An 18,167-nucleotide genomic window follows, 5' to 3' on the forward strand; every position below is an offset into this window, starting at 1 on the left:
TCTGATGAGAAGGTCACATGTGTGCAAGCTGATGTAAGACTTGTCTAAAAGCATCATCATTCACAAGGTGCCTCATGCGGCGGAACGGATCGCCTTTTTCCTTTAAACGCTCTATGACAGCTGGCATCGTAAAAAGAGTAGGATGAAGCTCATCATGATAGAGTTCGTCCCATTCAAGCGGTGTCGCAACAAGTCCAAGCTCATTTCCTCTCGGGGAATATGGAGCGATAATTGTTTTTCCAGCATCATGCTGAATGTAGTCTAAATACAAGCGATTGCCGCGATTTTTCTTAAGACGTTCCAGAGTAAATAGATCCGGTGCTTGCTCACATAAAAAATGGCATATAAACGCGGTGAATTTTCTTGTTTCTTCGTATGTGAAGGCATTTTTCTTTAAAGGAATATAGACCTGAAGCCCTTTACCTCCGCTTGTTTTAATAAAGGCTGTGAGAAAAAGTCCGTCTAAAAGCACTTTGATTCGTTTAGCAGCTTCGATAGCTAGATGAAATTCATTTACAGATGGCGGGTCCAGATCAAAGACGATTTCTGTCGGCCGATCGGTATCTCTTGTTTCAAAAGGGATATGAAACTCCATCGTCAGCTGGTTGCCAAGCCAAAGAAGCGTACGAGGATCATTACAGACCGTGTAAGAAATATCATCAACTTCATCTGTCAAAACAAAATCCGGCGCATAATCAGGAGTTGACTTTTGATAAAAGAATTCGTCTCCACTGCCGTGCGGATACCGAATTAAAGTAAGACGCCTTTCACGTAAAAAGGGCAAAAGATAGGGAGCCACTTGTCTTAAATAAAGTAAGTAATCTGCCTTGTTCAGTTGAAGGGCCGGGACAATGGGTTTCTCAGGGTGAGTGACATGTATAACAGCAGGGAGTGGATACAGCTGTTTGAGCATTTGCTGAAATGTACATGCTGATGGATCCGCATCCAGTAAAAAGGAAGAAAAACGCGGCTCTCTTAACGCCGATCCATCAAAGGATATACACGCAATGCTGGCAACGATAGAAGGAGGGATTTCATATGATGATCCTCCTGTAAACTGGCCCTTTGTCTGGAATAGCGTGCGCAGTGTTTGTTCTTCTTCTTTAGAAAATCCATGCTTGAATTGGACAACCTCGATGAGAGCCGAATCTTGATAAATGGAGCCTTGGAAATAGCCATTTTCTTTGTCAAAACGGGTTACAATGACAGATACATACCGCCAGTTTTTTATTTTCAGCCATTCTTTTGAACGAGTATTGTCATGCCATTTACTCGTCTTTTTTTTCGCTACTAACCCTTCTGCTAAATACATTGTCATCAAGTTTTTCATGTATTCAGAGTCTAGGTCTGAATGAATGACCTGCAGAAGGGAAGGGTGCTCCAGCTGAACTGATGAAGGGAGCTTTGCGTCTTGGAAAACTTGCTGAAGCTGATTTTTTCTCTCCGTCAACGGTAAATCAACGAGAGGTTTCCCTTTACATCTTAATAGATCAAACGCAATGAAATGACATGGAAATCGTTCAGCCTGTCTTTGGATGGCTTCTTTGTTTTTCAGCCGGCCTCTTTGCTGAACCTTCGCAAACTCACTTTGCTGTTCACTGAGTAAAAAGACCAATTCTCCGTCAAGTGTCAGTGGTAAAAAGGGAGCAAATTTGTCTCTTAATTGTTCGCACTGATCCATCACTTCAGGAAATTGCTCATTTAGCTGTTTTCCGGTCCTGCTTTCTAAACGAATCTCGTCTTCTTCCCATACAAGAATAGCCCGAAAGCCATCATATTTTAATTCATACACCCAGTCTGCACCGGTAGGAATATCATGTGCAGGTGTTAATCGCATAGGTTTCATTGTGCATGTCACTTCCTTATATCATGTGTTCTTAGAGTGGGATGAAATTTTCAATCACATACATAAGTATGGTGAAAACATTACATAGTAAGGAGAAAAGAACGGAGGAAGCGCGATGCATACAGTATGGAAAGGCGGCATTAGTTTCGGATTGGTCAATATTCCAGTCAAGCTGTTTACCGCTACAGAGAACAAAGACATTAAATTAAGACAGCTGCATAAAGAATGTCACACGCCCATTAACTACAAGAAAGTATGTGCCAATTGCGGCGGTGAAGAGGTAGCGCCAGAACAAATTGTGAAGGCGTATGAATATGCGAAAAATAAATTTATTGAATTGGACGATGAAGAGCTAGAAAAACTGCGAAAAGAAAATGAAGAAAAAGCCGTTGAAATCATTGATTTTGTAAAGATTGAAGAGATAGATCCAATCTATTATGAAAGAAGTTATTTCTTATCACCGGATACCGGCGGAGCGAAGGCTTATTCATTATTAAGAAAAGCTTTAGAGGAATCAGGGAAAATTGGTGTAGCAAAAATTATGATCCGCTCCAAGGAGCAATTAGCGATCGTTAGGTGCTATGAACATATTTTGCTGATGGAAACCATTCATTTCCCTGACGAAATTAGACAAGTATCAGATGTACCGAATATTCCCCAAGAGGAGAACATTGTCAAGAAAGAGCTAGATACAGCGCTCCTTTTAATCGAGCAGCTGACCACGACATTCGATCCAGCGGTATATCAGGATGAATACAGAGAACAGCTGATGAATTTAATTGGCGATAAAATATCTGGAGAACATACCGTTCAACCAGAAACGACAGGCAAAAAAGATCCTGCATCCAATGTGACTGATTTAATGGCCGCACTACAGGCATCAATCGACCGTTCAAAACCAGCCAAAGCGAAAAAAGCAGCGCCTAAGAAAAGAAAAACACCAGCGAAAAAAGAAAAGAATGCATAAAATAAGACCGCTGACGAGCGTTTTTAAATTGTTGACAAAAGACTAAAATGATCTTTATTTTAGCCTTTTGTTTTCCTTCAGCGTGATAGAAAACCTTTGCAGTCTAGGAAGGAACGAGTACCGGAGCGGAGCGAATTTAACATTCGTGAGCACCGGCACGCAGGACTGACACCGAATGCGAGGGTTTGTCTACACGCTAAGACCGCTGACGAGCGGTCTTATTGCGGCTTTAACACGTCCTGAATCGTCCCATCTTTTCGGTGAATGACAACGGATGTTCCTTTATTAGCTGAAATCTCCTTTGCCCGGTCAATTGCTTCTTGTTTTGTTTCTTTGACCTCACTTGCTCGTTTCGCTTTCTCTGTTTGAATCGCCCAGCCTTCCTTGTGCTTCACTACATGCTGCGCATGATCCATGAGCTCTGGTCTTGCGGAGCTGCTGCCCTCAGAAGGTTTGACAGAACCATGAGATGAGAAATTCTCTACCTCTTTCTCCGTTGCGTTCTTTTTCCACTCTTTCGCTTGACTGATTGCAATTGGAATGGCTCTATTTTCCTCATAGCCTTCCTGTATCATTTTATTGGCAATCTCAAGCGCTTTTTTTCGAATGACGTTGTCTAATGATTGAAATGAAGCTGGATAATCGTTCATCGTCCAAGGCATATGAACCGCTCCTTTCTGTTATTTTATTTGAACACCTTCCCCCATCTGCAATGGGTCAAACATACAATGTCTCTCAAACTAATGTTAGGGATAAAATACATCGTTTTGCTGAGGCAGAATATCATCAACTCCTGCAGAATAGAAGGTAGAAAAGGAGTGATTTTGATGATGATGAAAGGTTTATATGAAGCACATTTACCTGTAAGTGACTTGAAGGCATCTATTGCGTTTTATGAAAAGTTGGAATTGACACTTGCTCATGAAAATGAACGAGTTGCTTTTTTATGGATTGAGAAAGGAAAGAGCTGGCTTGGCCTGTGGAAAGTAGATATGAACCATTTTCCATACCATCCTTCGACTCGGCACGTTGCCTTTCAAATTACAACGTCTAGTATCGAACAGATCAAGACTTGGCTGATTGAAAGAGGCATCAGCATTCACCCAATGTTTGGTTTTTCAGAAGAAAAGCAGCCTTTAGTTCTCGATAATCCGCCGCAATTTCATGCAGCGATCTATTTTCTTGACCCAGATGAGAATCTGCTTGAATGCATTGCTCCACTTGAACTTGATACAGGAGAAGACTACGATATCATGACGTATGAGGATTGGGAACGAAAGAAAAATCCGTTTATTGATTGACAAAATCACTTATTGTAACTATATTGATTACAACGGTGGTGAAAGATTGTGAAACAAATTAGCAGCAGGTATCCGATTGCTGTTCATATTGTGTCATTTATTGCAGGTATTCCAAAAGAGTGTACTAGTGATTTTATTGCAGAGAGCGTGAATTCAAATCCAGCCATTGTTCGAAAAATGATGGCAATGCTCAAACGAGCGGGTCTCATTGAGATTCGCCGCGGAGTAGGCGGTGCTTATTTAAAAAGAGCAGCTGAAGATATTACGCTGTTAGATGTGTATCGTGCTGTGGATGTAAGCGAGGATGAAGAATTGTTTAACTTTCATCAGCCCGTCATCGCATGCCCGATTGGTCAAGCGATGGACACGAGACTTCGGCATGAACTAAAAGAAGCACAAGCTGCACTTGAGAATCACCTAAAGCAAGTGACAATTCAGCAATTATTAACAGAGGCGGAATAAAAAAGCTCGTACATTAGAGCTTCTTTTACACCTTTGTTGTAACCATTTCGATTATAACGAATGCACATCACCGTTGAACGAAAAATGAGGAGGTCAACAAATGAAATTATTAGTAACAGGCGCAACGGGACAACTTGGATCGCTCGTCGTCAAGCATTTGCTTACAAAAGTACCGGCTGAACAAATTGCAGTCAGTGTTCGAAATCCGCAAAAAGCAGCACATTTGAAGGATGCTGGGGTGGATGTGCGCCGTGGAGATTTTACTCAGCCAGACACCCTGACATCAGCATTTGAGGGCATTGACCGTCTGTTGATTATTTCAACGGCGGATGGAGACCGCGTGCAGCAGCATAAAGCGGCAATCGAAGCGGCAAAAGCAGCAAATGTGAGTTTTATTGCTTATACAAGTGTTGTCAATGCAAGAGAGAGTCAGCTTGTCCTTGCAAATGACCATGCCAAAACAGAAGAAGCCATTTTGGCCTCTGGCATTCCTCATGTATTTTTAAGAAACAACTGGTATGTTGAAAACGAAAAAGATACGATTCTGGCGTCAGTCAGCGGCGCACCATTTTTAAGCCCTATTGGCGAAGGAAAGGTTGGCTGGGCAACAAGAAATGACTACGCAGAAGCGGCAGCAAATGCGTTAACACTTCCAGTACATGATCAGGAGATATATGAACTGTCAGGCCCGCTTCGGACACATAGTGAGCTTGCACAAATTGTCAGCAAGGTGAGCGGAAAAGAAATCAAAGTAGAAAAAATAGATGTAGATACATTTGGAGAATTTTTAGCTTCAAATGGTGTACCAAAAGAAGCAGTGCCATTTGTCAAAGCCATTCAAAGCGGCATTCGCGATGGTGCATTAGCTGTCGAAAGCCAAGATTTCGAAACATTACTAGGCCGGCCGTTAACACCTATTGAAGAAAAAATTCGTGAATTGATTTCAAAATAAACATCAAAAAACGCCCTATGAAAAGGGCGTTTTTTTATTTAGTCACACAGTCCATAAGTACAAATTTTAGACAAATCACTTCGTTGAAATTTCAGAAATTTGGGATTAAAATGAAATTAAGGCCTGTTATTTAATCATCAGATGATCAGAATGATGAATCAAAATGCAGCAATAGAAGGGAAGTTCGCCGATGAAAGTCCATTTATTCGTTACTTGTTTAGTTGACACGATGCAGCCAAATGTAGGAAAGGCGACAGTGGAAGTATTGGAAAGACTCGGTGTTGAAGTGGAATTTCCAGAAGCACAAGTGTGCTGCGGACAGCCAGCCTTTAACAGCGGCTATACAAAGGAGACAATCAAAGCAGCGAAAAACATGATCAAAGCCTTTGAGTCAGCTGAATATGTTGTGACACCATCAGGTTCGTGTAAGGCGATGTTTTTAGAATATCCTCATCTTTTAAAAGAAGACCGAGTGTGGTCGGCCAAAGCTGAGGCACTTGCCGCAAAAACATATGAATTAACAGAGTTTATTGTTGATATATTACACGTGACAGATGTAGGGGCAAGCCTGAAAGGGAACGCAGCCTATCACACCTCCTGTCATATGACGAGACTGCTGCGGATTAAGGAGGCGCCTTTTACGCTGTTGTCAAATGTCAAAGATTTGACGATGAGACCATTGCCCCGCGCAGAAAATTGCTGCGGATTTGGAGGAACCTTTTCAGTGAAAATGACCCCTATTTCTGAGCAGATGGTTGACGAAAAAGTACAAAGCATAGAGGAGACAGGCGCTGATTATATCATTGGTGCTGATTGCGGCTGCCTGCTGAATATTGGCGGGAGGCTGAACCGTCTTGAAAAACCCATCCAAGTGATGCACATCGCAGAAGTATTAAACAGCCGCGGACTTTAAGAGGAGGAACGGCACATGAGTATGAAAATTGGAGAAAAGGCCTTTAAAGAACGGATCGGGAAAGGTTTAGAAGACGCTGTCATGAGAGGTGCTGTCTCCTCAGCACAGGAACGTCTGTATAAAAGGCGGCTGACTGCAAGCGAGGAGCTTGGCAATTGGGAAAAGTGGCGTGAGCTTGGTGAGGAAATCCGGCAGCATACGCTGACGCATCTTGATGACTACTTATATCAATTAAGTGAAAGTGTAAGTGCACGCGGAGGCCATGTCTTTTTTGCGAAAACAAAGGAAGAGGCATCAGCATATATTCAAGAGGTGGCACAGAAAAAAGCAGCCAAAAAGATCGTCAAATCAAAATCAATGGTCACAGAAGAAATCGAGATGAATCAAGCGCTTGAAGAGATCGGCTGTGAGGTAGTAGAAAGCGATCTTGGTGAATATATTCTGCAAGTGGATGACCATGAACCGCCTTCACATATTGTGGCACCTGCTCTTCATATGACGAAAGAGCAAATACGGGAAGTATTTCATGAGAAGCTAGGGTATGAGATGTCAGAAACACCTGAAGATATGACGAGCTTTGTGAGAGCCATCTTACGTGAAAAATTCCTCGAAGCTGATATTGGCGTGACCGGCTGTAATTTTGCAGTGGCAAACACAGGATCCATCTGCCTTGTGACAAATGAAGGGAATGCGGATCTTGTCACGGCTATACCGAAGACGCATATTGCCGTTATGGGAATGGAGCGGCTTGTTCCAACGATGGAGGAACTGGATGTCCTTGTGGGTCTTTTGTGCAGAAGCGCAGTCGGCCAGAAATTAACTAGTTATATTTCTGTAGTGGGACCAAAAGGAGAAGGTGAAGTGGATGGACCAGAAGAATTCCACTTGGTCATTGTGGACAATGGGCGGTCAAATATATTAGGAACGGCCTTTCAGCCTGTTCTCCAATGTATCCGGTGCGCAGCCTGCATCAATGTATGCCCGGTTTACCGGCATGTTGGCGGACATTCGTACGGTTCGATTTATCCCGGGCCAATCGGAGCTGTTCTTTCGCCGCTTCTTGGCGGCTATGATGACTACAAGGAGCTCCCCTTTGCATCAAGTCTGTGCGCAGCCTGCACGGATGCTTGTCCAGTGAAAATTCCACTTCATGAGTTATTGATTAAACATAGACAGGTGATCGTAGAAAAAGAGGGCAGAGCGCCTAAAGCTGAAATGCTGGCGATGAAAATGTTTGGCATGGGGGCATCGACTCCCGGGGTGTATCAATTTGGAACAAAAGCAGCCCCAGTACTGATGAATCGTATGGCTTCAAACGGAAAAATTTCAAAAGGAATAGGCCCTTTAAAGAATTGGACAGATATTCGTGATCTGCCAGCTCCAAGTAAAGAAAGATTCAGGGATTGGTTTAAGAAGAGACAAAAGGAGGACGAGTGATGAAGGGGACCATTTCTCACCGAGAGTCGTTTTTATCTCATATCCAGCATCAATTAGGCAAAAACTCTTCCCCATCTGCCTCTATTCAACGGCCGGCATGGAAGCATCAAGTCCAGTGGGAAACAAACGGAAGTTTGTCTAAAGATGAATTAGTCGAGCAATTGAAAAAGCAATGTCAGCAAATTCATACAAGAGTAGTCGAAACGACACCGGAGAAAGCGCCCTCGGTATTACGATTGTTGATGACAGAATATGGTGAGGGTTCTGTGATGACATCGCGTGATCGGCGTTTTGAACAATATGGATTCCGCCCTATGTTTGACAGCTTGCAACAAGAAGGAATGTCCGTCACCTGCTGGAATACAGATCTATCAAGAGAAGAAAACATAAGGCAGGCAGAACAAGCGAAATATGCAGTTGTGTTCAGTGATTATACCCTTGCAGAATCAGGTACAGTTGTCCTTTCATCCCATCAAGGTCAAGGGAGAGCGCTGCATTTTTTGCCAATGATGTATATCGTGTGTATAGAGAAAAGCTCGATTGTTCCGCGAATGATTCATGCTGTTTCGGCTCTTAATCGCTCAGTAGAAGAGGGGGAGCAGGCGAAAGGTGCCATCCATTTCATATCAGGTCCAAGTAATTCTGCCGATATTGAAATGAATTTAGTGGTAGGGGTTCATGGTCCAGTTCAGGCCATTTATCTGTTAATAGATGATGAATGAAGGCTTTCGTAATGAAAGCTTTTTTTCATCCAACAAGCGGACGCAAGTTTAAAAAATCATCTTGCCACTAGGTGAATGGACATAGTAAGATGACGACATATAAGATGAACTGCTCATCTACTGCTGATGTAAAGGAAGCTGCTAATGGAAATCAAGACAACTGCTCAAACGAAATCAATTGCATTGCCACTTGTGATTTCGATTATTGCTATTTCGTTTTCTGCAATCATTGTGAAATGGTCAAATGCACCTGCTGCTATTTTAAGTATGTATCGAATGATCTTTGCGGCGGCTTTCATGCTGCCATTTATCCTGCCAAGAAAAAAAGAATTTCTCTCAATAAAACGCAGAGACTGGTTTTTCTTATGTATGTCAGGCTTCTTTTTAGGCCTCCATTTTGTGCTGTGGTTTGGCTCACTGAAGCTGACGACAGTGGCAAGCTCTACCATTATTATCGCTCTACAACCGATGGTGTCCTTATTAGGCGGATTCCTCATTTTCCGTGAACGAACGACGATGTCTGCTCTATTGACGATGTGTGCAGCGATTGTTGGTGCCCTCATGATAGGCTGGGGAGATATTGGTCATAGCAAGGAAGCCATCTTAGGAGATATTTTATCCTTTTTGAGTGTGATCGCTGTTGTTTGTTACTTGTTAATAGGTCAACAGGCTGTAAGAAAAATATCTCATTGGATTTATAGTTTTTGTGTATTTGGTTTTGCTGGTCTTTTTTTAATTTTATTCAATCTGCTTCAGCAAACCCCTTTTATAGGTTATCCGGCTAAAGAGTGGGGAATCTTTTTATTGCTCGCTATCATTCCCACTATGTCTCATGTCATTAATAATTGGCTTTTAACTTATGTTAATGCGACAACTATTTCAATGAGTATACTAGGAGAGCCTGTTGGGGCAACGATCCTTGCTGTATGGCTGCTTGGAGAGAAAGTCACGCTGCTCCAAATGCTTGGCGGTCTGCTTGTTCTTTTAGGTGTCTTTTTCTTTTTGATGCAGCAGCGTCAAGGAATCGTGATGAAAACAAAAAAATCCGGTTAACGCCCGGATTTTTTACTCTTTTAGATCGTTTTTTTCAATCACTTTGTTTAATCTTGCCTCGATTTTTTTCAATTCCATTCGTTTTCTTCTAATCATTCGAAATGCGAGGACAATGATTGTCACAATAAAGGCAATGAATAGAAGAGAGAACACTTGAAATAGAAGATCTCCCATGTTGAATGCCATATTCTCTCCATTAAACATACGTAAAACCTCCTTTTCTATCTATATATTACCATAATCAATAAAAGATTGAGATTTATCCATAATTTATCTATAATAGGTAAAATATCACTCATTAAAGGAGAACCAATATGAGAACTTTAGTCCTTTTACGAGGTCTCCCAGGCGTAGGTAAATCAACATGGATCAAAGAACTAGGCTTAGAGCCTTACACTTTATCAGCGGATCAAATCCGGCTGTTAACCCAGCCGCCGCAGCTATCAGTCAATGGGAAACTAGACATTTCAAGCAAGCATGACCACAAAGTTTGGTCTTTATTATTCGATTTACTCATAGCCCGTATGGAGCGCGGAGACTTTACTGTGATTGATGCGACACATATTTCAAGCAAATCAATTTCTCAATATAAGTCTTTAGCGACATCGTATCGTTATAGGGTGTATGTCGTCGATTTCACGCAGGTGCCCCTTGAGACAGCTCTTTTACAAAATCGCTCACGTGAATCTCACAAAGTGGTGCGTGAATCTGTTTTGTATCAAATGAACGAGCGGTTAAAAACAGAAAAGGTCCCGTCATGGGTGACTGTTTTGAAGCCGGAGGAATATCCGCAAGTGATGACCTATCAGCCTCGATCCTTTGATCAATATGAGGCCATTCATGTTTTCGGAGATATTCACGGTTGTTACACCGCACTTACCACCTATTTGCAAGGAGATATCAAAGAAAACGAACTTTATATCTTCGCAGGTGACCTTCTTGATAGAGGAATAGAAAACAAAGAAGTATTAGAATGGATGCTTGCCCATAGAGAATGCCGGAATGTCATCGTCATTGAAGGCAATCATGATCAGCATTTATACCGGTTTGCACATGGTGAAAAAGTCAGGAGCAATATGTTTAACAGGCATACTGCGCCTGAACTTGAAGCAGCAGATTTTGATTTAAAAGAAGTACGAAAGTTTGTTAGAACCTTTCATCAGCTTACTTATTTTACGTACCATAATCAGACATTTCTTGTTACCCACGGGGGGCTTGCTCATTTGCCAGAAGAGCTTTTGCATGTCTCAACACAGCAGCTCATTCACGGCGTAGGAGAATATTCAGATGACATTGATCACTTGTTTGTTCAAAACACGGCTGGGCTGGATGTCATCCAAATTCACGGTCATCGTAATTTATACAGACTGCCAATTCACGCAGCGGAAAGATCTTATAACCTAGAAGGTCAGGTTGAATTTGGAGGGCAGCTGCGGGTGTTGAAAATCACGGCTGACGGGATAGAGACCCATGAAATTGACAATCCAGTCTACAGAGCCACTGAGAAAAAACAATCAGCTGCTGTTCAGCCAGATATTTCACTGGATGATTTTTTAGCTCATTTAGATCAGCATGAATATGTACAGGAATTAAAGCTTCCGCACCATATTTCATCTTTTAATTTTACGAAAAAGGCTTTTAGTGAGCGGCAGTGGGACGATGTGAATGTGAAGGCAAGAGGTTTGTTTGTCAACATGGTTTCAAAGCAGATTGTGTCTAGAAGCTACAATAAATTTTTTAACATTGATGAGCGTCCGGAGACAAGAATGCAGCATTTAGTGAACCATTTACAATTCCCTGTCACTGTATATGATAAAGCAAATGGATACCTAGGAACTGTTGGGTATAACGAAATGGAAGATGAATTGGTGTTTACGTCCAAATCGTATACATCACATGTGAAACAAAATCAGCATGCCTCCTGGGTCGAAGAGCTATTTTATAAGACCTTCGATGACGTGCAAGCTGACTACATCAAATCATACGTCCGTGACCAGCATGTATCTCTGGTGTTTGAAGTCATTTTGCCAGAAAAAGATCCGCATATTATCACATATGAACAAGATCAACTCATTTTACTCGATATAGTGAAGCGGCAGTTAAGCTACGAAAAAGCACCATTCGCTGAAGTGAAAAGATTAAGAAAGCAGCTGGGAATATCCAGCAAGCAGGAAGTGGCTGTTTTCCATGATTGGACGTCTTTTTATAAATGGTATCAAGCGGTCTCTCATGATGACACAATTGAAGAAGAGGGATATGTCATTGAGGACGCTCGCGGCTTTATGACCAAACTCAAGCTCCCTTATTATCAATTCTGGAAGCAGATGCGCGGGATCAAGCAGCGCGTTGCAGAGAAGCGTTCCTCGCAAAAATATATGCATGCTTTGCAAACAGCGGAGCAAGCTAAGTTCTATACGTGGCTTCTTGAGCAAGAAGCAGATCATGTGAGGAATAGCTCAATTATTGAACTGCGATCACAATTTGAACAAAGCAGTACTGCCCAATTGAATAATGATGAAATAAATGCATAGTCTAACAAAGAGTCTTTTCTAAGGAAAAGGCTTTTTTTGATGCAAATGAAAGGTGGACACTTGCATGTCTGAACATATTGAAGTGATTCTTCGGACAATGTTTGCTTTTGCGATTTTATTTGGAGGAGCACGTCTTTTAGGGAAACAAACCATTGCGCAAATGAATATTTTTGATTTTATAGCAGCCATCAGCTTAGGTTCAATTGCAGCAAACCTGGCGTTTAATACAACGCTGCCGCTACAGCACACAACGATTTCCTTTGTGTCACTTGTCATGATTATTTATGTGATTTCCCTGATTGCATTAAGAAGCCGGAAGATGAGAGGGCTGATGGCTGGTAAACCAACTCTTGTCATACAAAATGGGAAAATTCTTGAAGGAAATATGAAGGGAATGAGATATACCCTTGATTATTTAAATCAGCAGCTGAGAGAAAAAGACATCTTTGATATTAGTGAAGTTGAATTTGCCATGATTGAAACAGATGGGCATATGTCAGTGAAAAAATACCCTTCGTTTGAAAATGTCACACGGAAGGACCTTCAATTATTCATGAAGGCAGAGCGTTACATGCCGATTGAAGTCATCATGGACGGGAAACTCATCCAAAAAAACATACATGAAAATCATTTAACAGAGCAATGGATAGAAGAAGAGCTTAAAAAAAGGCAGCTGTCCTTAAAGGACATTGTTTATGCTGTCCGTTCAAGTAATGGAAGCTTGTATATTGATACATATGACGACCACATTCAGTCACCAATCGATCAGGAATGAATGTGTAGTGCCGATGACACCTGCATGACACACATTTGACAATCTTTATAAGTCCTTTGGATGTCATCTGACTAGGTATCATTTCTCAATTATTATTATTTTCAGAAAATGTGGTGACGGAGTAAAATAAGTGTGTTTAAGTATAAATAGATGAAATTGAAATATTAATATAATATACCGTTTGCGGAATGAACGTTCATTCCTATATTTCAAAAGGAGGGGATGAAATGCCAGCAGTGACTGATAAACAAGAACAGATCATGAAAGCTTCGCTGGAACTATTTATAGAACGAGGCTTTGATGGCACCACAATGCCGATGATTTCAAAAAGAGCAAACGTCGGAGCGGGCACCATTTACCGTTATTTCGACAGCAAAGAGGCACTCGTCAATATTTTGTACCAGCGCAGCCTCTCAGCATTTATCGAAAAAATGAACACAAACAGTCCAGATCCAAAGGTAAGTATTCGGGCGTACTTTAAGCATGTATTTTATTGCTTGGTTTTGTTTACAAAGGAGAATCCAAGCGGGCTGTATTTTTTAGAGATTGATAAACGGTCCCATTACTTAGACGAAACGAGCAAAGAGAAAATGCAGCATTTGTTACATGAGCTGTTCCTTATCTTTGAAGAAGGGAAAAAGGATGGAATTCATCCAAACCTCTCAGGCAGAACCATTTTATCGATTGTATTTGGTGCTTTTGTGCAGCTGCATAAACAAATTCTTGCAGAAGAAATAGAGCCAACAATTGAATTTTTAGAGGAGATTGAGCAATGTTTATGGCGCGCCATCAGCGTTGCATCATAAAGAGATAAAGGGAGTGGGCATATGAAGCAAACATCAATCATTCCAAAACCAAAAACATACGGACCTTTTAAAAATATTCCCCATATAAAAAAAGGGGAGCTTTCTCAATCCTTTTGGCGGCTGGCAGATGAATTAGGACCGATCTTTCAGTTTGAATTTTCAAATGCAACAAGTATTTTTGTTTCCAGCCATGAGCTTGTCAAGGAAGTATTTGATGAGAGCCGTTTTGATAAATTTATTGGGACTAGTCTCAGTAAAGTAAGAGCCTTTGCAGGAGATGGGTTATTTACGAGCTGGACAGAAGAACCGAACTGGAGAAAGGCTCATCAAATCTTGATGCCAGCATTCAGCCAGCAGGCCATGAAGGGCTATCATGAGATGATGCTCGATATTGCGACACAGCTTGTACAAAAATGGCAAAGAACAGGCCGCGATGAAGAAATTGAAGTAGCTGAGGATATGACAAAGCTGACTTTAGATACGATCGGCCTTTGCGGTTTTGATTTTCGCTTTAACAGTTTTTATAAAGAAAACCAGCATCCATTCATAGAAAGCATGCTGAAAGGCTTAAATGAAGCAATGGAGCAGTCGAGCCGATTGCCGATTGCCGATAAACTCATGATCAAAAGACGAAAAGAATTTGATCAGCATGTCGATTTTATGAAGCAATTAGTAGATGACATTATACAGGAACGAAGAAAACAAGATAAAACAGGCGATGATTTACTGTCACTTATGCTGCATGCAGAGGACCCTGAAACAGGTGAACGTTTATCTGATGAAAATATCCGTTATCAAATCATCACCTTCTTAATTGCAGGGCACGAAACAACAAGCGGACTGCTATCCTTTGCGATTTATTTCTTATTAAAGAATCCAGAGAAATTAAAGAAAGCTGTCCAAGAAGCAGATGAGGTGCTGCAAGGCGGATTGCCGACATTTAAACAAGTGCAAAAGCTAAGCTACACTCGTATGGTGTTAAATGAAGCCCTTCGCCTCTGGCCTACGGCGCCTACATTCTCTCTTTATGCGAAAGAGGACACAGTAATCGGGGGGAAATATCCGATTCACAAGAATCAAAGTGTCTCTGTTCTGCTCCCTAAATTACACCGTGATCCAGCGGTATGGGGCGAGGATGCTGAAGAATTTAAACCAGAGCGGTTTACGCATCCTGAGAAAATCCCGCAGCATGCTTACAAGCCTTTTGGGAATGGACAGCGTGCATGTATCGGTATGCAGTTTGCCCTGCATGAAGCTACGATGGTTCTCGCGATGGTTCTGCATAATTTAGAGTTAATTGATCACACATCTTATGAGCTTGATTTAAAAGAATCTCTGACGATTAAACCAAACGATTTCAAAATCAAGGTGCGGCCAAGGAAGCAACAATTCTTTATGGCACCACCGAAAGAAGAACCGAAGAAAAGCACCAAATCTGGTGAGTCAAAAGTGCCGAGTCACGGTACACCGCTGCTAGTTTTATACGGATCGAATCTTGGCACAGCAAAGCAAATAGCGAACGAATTGGCGGAAGACGGGAAAGCAAAAGGATTCGATGTGACCACTGCGCCGCTTGATGAATATACACGCCAATTGCCAGATACAGGCGCTGTCCTCATCGTGACCGCTTCATACAACGGATATCCGCCTGACAATGCGAAGCAATTTGTGGATTGGCTGGCGCAGGATGAGGAGCAGGATTTATCAAACGTGACATTTGTGGTCTTTGGATGCGGAGATCGAAACTGGGCGAGCACGTACCAGCGGATCCCCCGTCTGATTGATGAGGCCCTTGAAAGAAAAGGTGCCAAACGTGTAGCTGATTTAGGAGAAGGTGATGCAGGTGGTGATATGGATGAGGATAAAGAAATTTTCCAGAAAACTGTCTTTGAACAGCTTGCAAAAGAATTTAAGCTCACCTTCCAAGAAAAGGGGAAGGAAAAACCAAACCTATCAGTTGCTTATACGAATGAGCTAGTGGAGCGTCCTGTAGCCAAAATATATGATGCCTTTTCAGCTGTTGTATTGAAAAATGAAGAATTACAATCAGAAAAAAGCACGAGGCAGACAAGACATATTGAACTGAAATTGCCAGCTGGAAAAGCATACAAAGAAGGAGATCATATTGGGATTGTACCGAAAAATAGTGATGCACTCGTTGAGCGTGTGACCCGCCGCTTTAAACTAAATCCAGAGCAGCATATCAAGCTTTCATCTGAGAAAGAGGCAAGTCATTTACCATTAGAACAGCCGATTCCAATCAAAGAATTACTCGCCTCACATGTTGAGCTTCAAGAGCCTGCGACACGTACACAGCTAAGAGAGCTCGCAGCACATACGGTATGTCCGCCTCACCGCGTGGAGCTTGAACAAATGGCTGGAGAAGCATATCAAGAAGCCATTTTAAAGAAACGAGTAACCATGCTGGATTTATTAGATCAATATGAAGCGTGCGAGCTGCCGTTTGTACACTTTTTGGCGCTTTTACCAGGTTTGAAACCGCGTTATTATTCGATCTCTAGCTCGCCTAAGGTAGATGAAGAAAAAGTCAGTATCACAGTAGCAGTTGTAAAAGATAAAGCGTGGAGCGGTAGAGGAGAATATGCCGGAGTTGCCTCAACCTATTTATGTGGTCTAAAAGAAGGAGAAGAAGTAGCCTGCTTCCTGCATGAAGCGCAAGATGGATTCCAGCTGCCTCCTTCATCAGAAGTGCCGATGATCATGATTGGACCAGGTACAGGAATTGCTCCATTTAGAGGATTTGTTCAGGCAAGAGAAGTGTGGCAGAAGGAAGGGAAGCAGCTAGGCGAAGCCCACTTATATTTTGGCTGCCGTCACCCTGAGGAAGATGATCTATATTTTGATGAAATGCAGCTTGCCGCGCAAAACGGAGTTATCCATATCCATCGTGCTTATTCTCGTTACGATGAGCAAAAAGTATATGTCCAGCATTTGTTGAAAGAAGAAGGCGGCATGCTCATCGAATTGCTTGATCAAGGTGCCTACCTTTACGTGTGCGGAGACGGAAAAGTCATGGCCCCAGATGTAGAGGCTACACTAATCGATCTCTATCAAAACGAGAAACAATGCTCGAAGGAAACAGCTGAAAATTGGCTGACAGCCCTTGCAAATGACAATAGATATGTAAAAGATGTGTGGAGCTGACAAAGAGGAAAGACCGCCAATTAGGCGGTTTTTTTCTGTTCACATAGAAAGAGATCGATAGAATGAAGGTTGGGAAGTTACAAAACACCTAATTTAAATATGAAATATTTTGTAAAAAATAAGAATATTCTCTCATTTACTCCAATATGAAACAATCGTATGATTTTTGATATAGGACATAAAGGAGGAATATGATGAAAAAGGTGAAAATGTTACTCCCTTCTCTTCTCGTTTTTGGTGCTTTAAGTGTGCCTAGTTTTGCCCATGCCGCATCGGATTCAGTACTAACGTCTGATTATGACATGGTGACTTCTGATGGAAAAGTGATTTCTTCAAGTGATTTCCACAATGATACGAAAGCCCCCTCATCCTTTGACAAAGTGGATGATCTTTCTTCTACTGTTGGCGAAAAAGTAAAACCACTATCAAAATATTTAAAAGATTTTCAAACAAAAGTCGTCATTGGAGACGATGGTAGAACCAAAGTAGCAAATACAAGAGTAGCACCATACAATTCGATTGCTTATATTACATTTGGCGGCTCCAGCTGTACAGGGACACTCATTGCTCCTAATAAAATTTTGACAAACGGACACTGCGTGTACAATACGGCATCGAGAAGCTATAGTGAAAAAGGAACCGTATATCCAGGTATGAATGATAGTACTGCGGTGAACGGTTCAGCAAAAATGACTGAGTTCTATGTGCCAAGCGGGTATATTAATACTGGTGCAAGTCAATATGACTTTGCCGTAATCAAAACCGATACGAATATTGGCAATACGGTCGGCTACCGATCCATCCGCCAGGTGACAAACTTGACTGGGACAACCATTAAAATCTCAGGATATCCTGGTGATAAAATGAGATCGACTGGCAAGGTGTCACAATGGGAGATGTCAGGTCCTGTGACGAGAGAAGATACGAATCTAGCATACTATACGATTGATACATTCAGCGGAAATTCAGGTTCTGCCATGCTAGATCAGAACCAGCAAATCGTTGGAGTTCATAACGCTGGGTATTCAAACGGAACGATGAATGGCGGTCCAAAAGCGACAGCTGCCTTTGTGGAGTTTATAAACTATGCGAAAGCGCAATAAAAAATAGAGCTTGTTTCCTTCATAGGGGACAAGCTTTTTTGTATGGATTCATTTAATAGAGGATTCATTTTTTTAACCTGTGGATTTGAGATTGAGAGCTACATCAATTTTTTCACATGTCATTCGCGAACCAC

General features: G+C 41.8%; 16 protein-coding genes. 13 read left to right on the top strand and 3 right to left on the bottom strand.

Going from position 1 to position 18,167, the window contains the following annotated elements:
* Positions 1-13: 13 nt before the first annotated feature.
* Positions 14-1,846, bottom strand: a complete 1,833-nt coding sequence (locus tag QR42_RS08520) for a DNA ligase D (RefSeq protein WP_039178853.1) — start codon at positions 1,844-1,846, stop codon at positions 14-16.
* A 115-nt stretch (positions 1,847-1,961) separates the two neighbouring features.
* Between QR42_RS08520 and ku the strand changes: the two genes are divergently transcribed.
* Complete coding sequence (gene ku / locus QR42_RS08525) at positions 1,962-2,813, top strand: non-homologous end joining protein Ku (RefSeq protein ID WP_039178855.1); 852 nt, start codon at positions 1,962-1,964, stop codon at positions 2,811-2,813.
* 218 nt (positions 2,814-3,031) lie between these two features.
* On the opposite strand, the gene QR42_RS08530 is transcribed toward ku, so the two are convergent.
* A complete protein-coding gene (locus tag QR42_RS08530) occupies positions 3,032-3,475 on the bottom strand; it encodes a DUF2188 domain-containing protein (RefSeq protein ID WP_039178858.1) in 444 nt (147 codons plus the stop codon).
* 165 nt (positions 3,476-3,640) lie between these two features.
* Here QR42_RS08530 and QR42_RS08535 point away from each other — a divergent pair, with 165 nt between their 5' ends.
* The 7 genes from QR42_RS08535 to QR42_RS08565 all read left to right on the top strand — a co-directional run bounded on the left by QR42_RS08535 (position 3,641) and on the right by QR42_RS08565 (position 9,653).
* Positions 3,641-4,114: a VOC family protein gene (locus QR42_RS08535; RefSeq protein WP_052196523.1), complete on the top strand. Its 474-nt coding sequence runs from the start codon at positions 3,641-3,643 to the stop codon at positions 4,112-4,114.
* A 48-nt stretch (positions 4,115-4,162) separates the two neighbouring features.
* A complete protein-coding gene (locus QR42_RS08540; RefSeq protein WP_039178861.1) occupies positions 4,163-4,576 on the top strand; it encodes an Rrf2 family transcriptional regulator in 414 nt (137 codons plus the stop codon).
* A gap of 100 nt (positions 4,577-4,676) precedes the next feature.
* On the top strand, positions 4,677-5,528 hold the full coding sequence (locus QR42_RS08545; RefSeq protein ID WP_039178862.1) for an SDR family oxidoreductase: 852 nt from the start codon (positions 4,677-4,679) through the stop codon (positions 5,526-5,528).
* A 190-nt stretch (positions 5,529-5,718) separates the two neighbouring features.
* Positions 5,719-6,441, top strand: coding sequence for a (Fe-S)-binding protein (locus tag QR42_RS08550; protein WP_039178870.1), 723 nt, complete (start codon positions 5,719-5,721; stop codon positions 6,439-6,441).
* A gap of 15 nt (positions 6,442-6,456) precedes the next feature.
* Positions 6,457-7,878 (top strand): LutB/LldF family L-lactate oxidation iron-sulfur protein, encoded by a 1,422-nt coding sequence (locus QR42_RS08555; protein ID WP_039178873.1) that lies wholly within the window; start codon positions 6,457-6,459, stop codon positions 7,876-7,878.
* Entirely contained in the window at positions 7,878-8,600 is a 723-nt protein-coding gene (locus tag QR42_RS08560) for a LutC/YkgG family protein (RefSeq protein WP_039178876.1), read from the top strand. Before QR42_RS08555 ends, QR42_RS08560 begins: the two co-directional genes overlap by 1 nt.
* Positions 8,601-8,744: 144 nt before the next feature.
* Complete coding sequence (locus QR42_RS08565) at positions 8,745-9,653, top strand: DMT family transporter (RefSeq protein ID WP_039178879.1); 909 nt, start codon at positions 8,745-8,747, stop codon at positions 9,651-9,653.
* Positions 9,654-9,665: 12 nt separating this feature from the next.
* Here QR42_RS08565 and QR42_RS08570 read toward each other — a convergent pair whose 3' ends face one another.
* Entirely contained in the window at positions 9,666-9,857 is a 192-nt protein-coding gene (locus QR42_RS08570) for a TIGR00366 family protein (protein WP_039178883.1), read from the bottom strand.
* Between the two features lie 110 nt (positions 9,858-9,967).
* Between QR42_RS08570 and QR42_RS08575 the strand changes: the two genes are divergently transcribed.
* The 5 genes from QR42_RS08575 to QR42_RS08595 all read left to right on the top strand — a co-directional run bounded on the left by QR42_RS08575 (position 9,968) and on the right by QR42_RS08595 (position 18,033).
* Positions 9,968-12,184: an RNA ligase gene (locus tag QR42_RS08575; RefSeq protein ID WP_039178886.1), complete on the top strand. Its 2,217-nt coding sequence runs from the start codon at positions 9,968-9,970 to the stop codon at positions 12,182-12,184.
* Positions 12,185-12,248: 64 nt separating this feature from the next.
* Complete coding sequence (locus QR42_RS08580; RefSeq protein ID WP_039178889.1) at positions 12,249-12,959, top strand: DUF421 domain-containing protein; 711 nt, start codon at positions 12,249-12,251, stop codon at positions 12,957-12,959.
* 227 nt (positions 12,960-13,186) lie between these two features.
* A complete protein-coding gene (locus tag QR42_RS08585; protein ID WP_039178892.1) occupies positions 13,187-13,765 on the top strand; it encodes a TetR/AcrR family transcriptional regulator in 579 nt (192 codons plus the stop codon).
* 21 nt (positions 13,766-13,786) lie between these two features.
* Positions 13,787-16,930, top strand: a complete 3,144-nt coding sequence (locus QR42_RS08590; RefSeq protein WP_039178894.1) for a bifunctional cytochrome P450/NADPH--P450 reductase — start codon at positions 13,787-13,789, stop codon at positions 16,928-16,930.
* 194 nt (positions 16,931-17,124) lie between these two features.
* Positions 17,125-18,033, top strand: a complete 909-nt coding sequence (locus tag QR42_RS08595; RefSeq protein ID WP_039178896.1) for a trypsin-like serine peptidase — start codon at positions 17,125-17,127, stop codon at positions 18,031-18,033.
* The last annotated feature ends 134 nt before the right edge of the window (positions 18,034-18,167 follow it).

This window comes from Bacillus sp. WP8 (assembly GCF_000800825.1).
Taxonomy (GTDB): domain Bacteria; phylum Bacillota; class Bacilli; order Bacillales; family Bacillaceae; genus Bacillus; species Bacillus safensis.